General features: G+C 55.6%; 5 protein-coding genes. 2 read left to right on the top strand and 3 right to left on the bottom strand.

The genetic code is table 11. From position 1 onward, the window contains the following. Positions 1-509: 509 nt before the first annotated feature. Complete coding sequence (locus ACF8AM_RS03475) at positions 510-1,292, top strand: SOS response-associated peptidase (protein WP_392554298.1); 783 nt, start codon at positions 510-512, stop codon at positions 1,290-1,292. Next, positions 1,289-2,479 carry a DNA polymerase IV gene (dinB, locus tag ACF8AM_RS03470; protein ID WP_392554297.1) on the top strand — a complete coding sequence of 397 codons (1,191 nt, stop codon included), beginning with the start codon at positions 1,289-1,291 and terminating at the stop codon, positions 2,477-2,479. Before ACF8AM_RS03475 ends, dinB begins: the two co-directional genes overlap by 4 nt. Before the next feature lie 437 nt (positions 2,480-2,916). Here dinB and egtB read toward each other — a convergent pair whose 3' ends face one another. From egtB to ACF8AM_RS03455, 3 genes are all read right to left on the bottom strand, one after another. After that, positions 2,917-4,113, bottom strand: coding sequence for an ergothioneine biosynthesis protein EgtB (gene egtB, locus ACF8AM_RS03465; RefSeq protein WP_392554296.1), 1,197 nt, complete (start codon positions 4,111-4,113; stop codon positions 2,917-2,919). Beyond that, positions 4,110-4,982 (bottom strand): L-histidine N(alpha)-methyltransferase, encoded by an 873-nt coding sequence (gene egtD, locus ACF8AM_RS03460; protein ID WP_392554295.1) that lies wholly within the window; start codon positions 4,980-4,982, stop codon positions 4,110-4,112. The genes egtB and egtD overlap by 4 nt, the downstream gene beginning before the upstream one ends. Before the next feature lie 345 nt (positions 4,983-5,327). Further along, on the bottom strand, positions 5,328-6,784 hold a 1,457-nt coding region (locus ACF8AM_RS03455; protein WP_392554294.1), incomplete at its 5' end, for a DUF1553 domain-containing protein.

Raw genomic sequence — 6,784 nt, 5'->3', positions numbered from 1 at the left:
AACCAGTATCGGCACACCTCGTTCCGGGCTCGTTCGGGCGAGGTTCTGGATCAGGTCAAGACACACCGAGTGGTGCGCCCGGATGGCCGACGTCACCCGTCCGGACGAAATCGGCCGTCGTGACGAGAACGTCGGATTGTGATTCCGAAGGTCGGGGGTTCGAGTCCCCTCAGCCACCCTCCGTGATGAAACGGGTCGGAAAAGCTTTTTCGCTCCCTCCGCCATCAATAACGTGTGCGTCACCATTCAAAATTCTTTTGACGGCACCAACGCAGGCCCGCCGAACCAAGCGGTTCTCAGGTAGAATCGCTCGCCACGAAGATTCTTTCGTCACCGAAAATCGAGGCTGACCTGTTCAGTCGAGCCGGCTCGACTGGAAAGAGCGTGCTTGCCACAGTCCGGGCTTCGATTCTCTCTGCACGAATCTTTGTTGCCCTGACAAGCGTTGCCCAGACATGCGTTTCTCTGGCATGCGTTGTTCGTCTTGAAACACGCCGGTGAGGTGAAGGATGTGCAATCGATTCAACCTCAAGACCAACCTTGCCCAGTTGGCTCGTTCACTCGACGCCGTCCCGCCTCGGCAGATGGAATTCACCGAGGAAATCTTCCCCGGCAAACCGGCGCCCGCCGTCGCGACCAATCGCTCCGGAGCCAAGGAAATTCTCCCGATGGCGTTTGGATTGGTTCCGTTTGGCAAACCCCCCGAGTCTCAACGTCGCCCACTCACCAACGCTCGTGTAGAAAACCTGGAAAAGTGGCCTTGGAAATCCGCCGTCAAATCGCATCGCTGCATTGTTCCCATGACCAGTTTTCGCGAACCGTGTTACTGGGGTGAAACAGCGGGCACCGAAGTCGACTTCGCAGTGCCAACGGACTCCCCGCTGTTCGCCGCGGCCATCTTCACGTGGTACCACGACGAGAACACCGGGTCGCCCGAAGAAGACTCAACGGCTCACTTCACGATGTCGTTGATCATGCGTCCGGCGTTGCCGACCGTCATGGAACATGGGCATCATCGATCGCCATTCTTTTTAACCAACGATGGGATCTCCGATTGGATCACAAGGGATGCCCGACCGCTCGCAGATTCCCTGGCGGTGTTGAAACAAAACGCATTCGAACCGGAGTTGTCCGTGACCGTTGCCCGCCAAATGGCGCCGACTTGGACCAAACGCCAAAGCAGCAACGTTGCAAAACGAGACGAACAACTGGCGGCGATCGAAGAAACCGGCTCCCTTGGGATTCCAGATTTGGATCAGTCCCAATCCGCTGAAGACGATCGCACAGCATGATCCTGCATGTCGACATGGACGCGTTTTACGCCTCCATTGAACAACGTGATCGACCGGAACTTCGCGGTCATCCCGTTGTGGTGGGTGGTGTCGAAGGACGTGGCGTGGTGACGGCAGCGTCCTATGAAGCTCGCGAGTATGGCATCCACTCTGCGATGCCGGGCAGCCGCGCTGTCAAACTATGCCCCCACGCGAAATTCATTCGCGGACGCCTGGAACACTACGCCAGTGTCGGGCGTGCGGTCCGGGAAATTTTTCACCGCTTCACACCGGTCGTTCAACCGCTCTCTTTGGACGAAGCGTTCTTGGACGTCTCCGGAACCATTCGCCTACACGGATGTCCGCGCGCGATCGGAACAAACATTCGCGAAACCATCCGCCGTGAGTTGGACTTGCCCGCCAGCGTCGGAATCGCGCCGTTGAAGTTTGTTGCCAAGATTGCCAGTGACATCGGGAAACCCAACGGGTTTGTCGAAGTTCCCGCCAACGGCGTTCGCGAATTCCTGGACCCGCTGCCCGTTTCTCGATTGTGGGGTGTTGGCAAGGTGGGCGAGACCAAGTTGCGACGACTGGGCTACCGCACCATCGCGGACCTTCGCGTCAAAGCCCCGGAAGAACTGAGATCGCAACTTGGACGTTGGGGCGAACACCTTTGGAACTTGGCAAATGGCATCGACCGCCGGCAAGTTGTCGTCGACCGCCTAGCGAAAGGCATTGGCCACGAACGCACCTTCGCGGAAGACATCTCCGATCTCGAATCACTCAACGCTGTCGTCAGCTACTTGTCCGAGCAAACCGCGCGTCGACTCCGCCGAGCCCGCAGGTTGGCGTCAACGATCACATTGAAATATCGCCGCGAAGATTTTCAGACCTTCAGCCGAGCTCGCAAACTCTCCACTCCCACCGACAGCACACTCGAAATCCTGCAAGTGTCGGAAGCGTTGCTGTTGGAAATGCGTTCGCGCGAACCACGCAGTGTCCGTCTGCTGGGAATTTCGCTTGGTGGTTTGACGGACGCCGACGCGCCCAAGCAAATGAATCTGTTCGGTGAAGAAACCGGCGAAGTCGCGTCGTCCAAAGTGGATGCGTTGAGCGATCAAATCGCTTCAAAACTTGGCAAGCACAGCCTGTATCGTGCGTCGAGTCATCAATGGGTTGACCGAAAGAACTCCAAGCCGAAAAGCTAGCCACAGTCTCCAGTACGATGGACTTCCAAGCCCGTCGAGCTCCACCAAACAGAACGCGTCGCTTTAACCATTCAAGACACAACGATTGAAGCCGCCGCCCTGGTTTACATCGCCGTCCTCGGTTCTCAGTTCCCCCTCCCGAACGAAGATGTCGTGCAGCTTCAACTGCTGTACTTGCAATGCATTGAGAACCCCGCCCGCGCTGTGGCCGTCCGGTTGTGAAGCACTGTGTTGACGAGTGTTTATCATCACCCTCCCCCTAGGAGAGGCGAGCGAGGGAAGGATCGGAAGACGAGCGTTCGGCGAGAATTCCGGGGAGGGCCGTCAGCGTCGGGCCAAAGAACACGGCCTCCTCACGCGTACTCCCCGGGTTGCTCGAAGACATCCGCCCGACCACAGAAAGATTTATAACAAACGTCCTGCTCTGCCTTGCATCTTCATTCGAGATCCATTGCCAATCGAATCCCGCAGAACTGCCAACGCATCGAGGGTGGAAAGAAGTTTCGGTAGCTCAATCGCTCGTGTCCGGATGGTGTGGCAACGGAACTTCCACGAAGCACTTTTTGGCCGCACATGAACTTCCCGTTGTATTCGCCGATTGCTCCCTCAGGAGCCGTGTACTTCGGATACGGGGCGTAGTCCGATGCCGTCCATTGCCAACGCGAACCAAACGCATCCCCAATGGATTCACCCGATTCGCAAACCGCGACCTCCCATTCAAACTCTGTCGGCAATCGACACCCCGACCACCTCGCAAATGCATCCGCTTCGAAATAGCTCACGTGGCAAACCGGTGCGTTCACATCCACCGGTCTCAAACCGGCAAGAGTGAACTGGTACCAGCCCTCTTCGCCAAGGTGCCAGTACATCGGAGCTCGCCAACCTTCCGCCTGAACCATCGCCCATCCGGCAGACAACCAAAACGAAGGATCGTCGTAGCCGCCGCCCTCGATGAAATCAAGGTACTCGCCATTGGTCACCAATCGATTCGCGATTGCATGCGGTGACAACAATGCTCGGTGACGAGGCAACTCATTGTCGAAACAAAATTTGTCGTCCGCTGTCTCTTCAAATCCAATCCATTCAATCCGCTCCGCCGACGATTCGATCCAACGCAACGCCTCGACGGGATCGCAGTCCGTTACCGCGTTGGCACTGTAAACCGGATGAAGCGGATTGCAGGAAAACACGTGCAACAAATCCGTCAGCATCAATTCCTGATGCTGTTGCTCATGGTTCAATCCCGTCCGCAGCACTTCGTCCGTCACGATCGAACCGCGATCGGAACGCCCCAGCAATTCGTACATCGCCTCGTCGACTTGATCTCGATACCGCCAGACTTCGGCTACCGTGGGCCGAGAAAGCAAACCACGTCGCGCACGAGGGAACTGCTCGCCCACGGCGTTGTAATACGAATTGAACAACACCTCAAAAGCAGGCTGCTCAGGTTGATAATCTGGCAAATTCTTCAAGCAAAACGTTTCAAAGAACCAAGTCGTGTGAGCCAGATGCCATCGAGTTGGCGAGACGTCCGACATTGACTGGATCACGTAGTCCTCGGTCTCCAACGGAGCACAAATGGACCTCGAATGTTCGCGGACTTGGCGATAGGCATCCAGCATCGAATCGTTCACGACCGGAACATCCCCACGGCAAAATACTCCTTCGCGTCCATCCAAATTTCCTCTCGTTTCCAACCGCTCGCAGCAGCCATCTCGGTGAAACCGCTGACGGTGTACTTGTGAGAGAGCTCAGTCAGAATTCGTTCGGATTTCTCGAGAGTCCGTGTGCGTCCAGCCAAAGTGACGGTTTGCTCGCGACAACTTTCGAGGTGCATTTCAATGCGATGCTCACGATCGTTGTAAACAGCGATGTGCCGGTAGGCTTCCAAATCGAAGTCTCCGCCAGCGACCCGATTGAGGTGCCGCAGCAAATTCAAATTGAATAGTGCCGTCACTCCTCGTCGATCATCGTAGGCGGCTTCCAACACCGCGGGATCCTTCTGCAGATCGAAACCGATCAACAAACCTCCGCCCTTCCCGACTTGATTCCTCATTTGTGACAACAACGTCGCCGCGAACGCCGGTTTGAAATTGCCAATCGTTGAACCGGGAAAATAAACCACGTCCCGATTCCGAGGCGTATCGGAATGCGGAAGCTGAAACGGGAGCGTGAAATCCGCGGCGATCGGTTCAATACGTCGTTTCGGAAAATCGCGGCGCAATCGCTTTGCGACTGTTTCCAAGTAGTCGCCCGAAATATCGACGGGAACGTAAGTCACATCCTTCTGCATCTTTTCCAGCAGCAATCGAGTTTTCAAACTACTGCCGCTGCCATACTCAATCAAGCGATTCGCAGAACCGATCGCCGACACCATCTCATTGATGTTACGTCGCATGATCGACGCTTCAGTCCTCGTGGGGTAGTACTCATCGAGTTCACAGATTGCATCGAACAGTTCGGAACCGGACTGATCGTAGAAGTACTTCGACGGAAGCGTCATTGGCTCACTCAAGAAGCCCCGATGAAGCTCGACGACCGACTCCCGATCCAACTCGGTGCAATCATATGCGTTCCCAAACGCCAATTTTTCAACGGAATCCAATCCTGTGGAAGAAGTCACCATACGAATCCATCAATGCGAGCCAATTGGAATGTTCAAGGTAGACTACCAGCACGTCCAGTGCCAATTGCCATCCGCTAACGAAATCCGACAGCGAAATTCAACACTTCAACGCTCACCGAACACAAAAAAGCCCGCTCAACACCGTTTTCGGCGTCAAGCGGGCTCGCATTCGTTCTTTGGGCGTGCCCAAACATGATCGTCCAGGCACCAGTCACGAGAACATCAGTCGATGAACACGAACTCGTTCGCGTTGAACAACACCAAACACATGTCGGCGAGAGCTCGTGTTTTCGCGTCCACTTCCCACGGTTTCAAATCACTTTGGTAGTCCTCGAATGAGGGCAACCATTCGGTGTACTCGAACGGACGGCCCGAAAATTCTTCAACCAAAGAACGTGTGATCTCGGTGGGATAGGTTCGTGGCTTCGGCTTGATTTGCGAGTGATATTCGGTCATGTCTTGCACATACCGTTTCATTCGCTTCATTTGAGTCTCGGTGGGCAAACGTCCCAACGTCAGTTCAAACGCTCGGTTGATCCGATCTGTCAGTTGATCCGATTCGCGCTGCAGTCGCACCGACATGGCGATCGATCGGTCCGTCATCACGTCGCTATTGAGCAACGTGAATGCCTGAGGCGAAACCGATGCCGCATCACGTACATCTGCCGAGTCGTTCGGGTTGGGTTTATTCAACACCTCCAAGAACGGGTCCGCTTGGCCGCGAACTCGATACGAATAGATCGATCGACGATTTCGTTCTTCTGGCGTTCGCGAAGGCAGGTACGCGGGTGCGATGGAGAACTGAATCATTCGCGGTTCCAACGCGACTTCCATGTTGATCTCGGGACGGGCGGGCAAGCCACCGACCTCTGGATTCAATTCACCGGTCACCGCCAACAAACTGTCGCGAATCTCTTCCGCCGTCATCCGACGAGGCGAGAACCGGGCGAACCAAGTGTTGTCGGGATCTTTGTCCGCATTCGGATGCTCGGTGCTACGACGATATGCGTCCGATTTCAGAATCAATCGATGCATCGACTTGATCGACCAACCATCTTTCACAAACTTGTCCGCCATCCAGTCCAACAATTCCGGATGAGTCGGTGCAGAACCTTTGACGCCAAAGTTGTTCGGCGTGGCAACGATGCCGCGTCCAAAGTGATACTGCCAGATCCGGTTGACGATCGATCGCGTGCTCATCGGGTTGTCGGGATGAGCAATCCATTTCGCGAGCGCCAGACGGCGTCCGTTGAGCGTGTCCGGCAAGGCATACGGATCATCCTTTGGTGCACCTTCGACTGGCAGATTGCAACCGCTCAGCACGCCTGGTGTCACCGGGTCGCCAGGAGCCGCCAACGAACCGCCATTGAAGATGAACGATTCCGGCCGCCAATCCTCTTTGATCTTGGCAGGTGCTCGCAACTTTCTCGCGTTCATCCAGGTGTCTTGCGCGTTGATGACGGTTTGCACCATCGGTTGATAGCGTTCCAAACGCCGGTTCCAAATCCAGACGTCCTGCTCACGAACTTTCAAACGGCCCTGTTCCATCTCGCTCAAACCGACCGCGCGAGGTGGCTTTTCAGCGTCCGGGTCGTTCTTGCGAGCGTTCAGATCCTTGTACTCTTTTCCGTGTTCCTCGTACCACTTGCGAGCCGCTTCCTCTCGCTGACGAGTCAAAC

The sequence above is a fragment of the Rhodopirellula sp. JB055 genome (assembly GCF_043100905.1).
In the GTDB taxonomy this organism is placed as follows: domain Bacteria; phylum Planctomycetota; class Planctomycetia; order Pirellulales; family Pirellulaceae; genus Rhodopirellula.
This window is presented reverse-complemented; position numbering and strand designations above follow the sequence as displayed.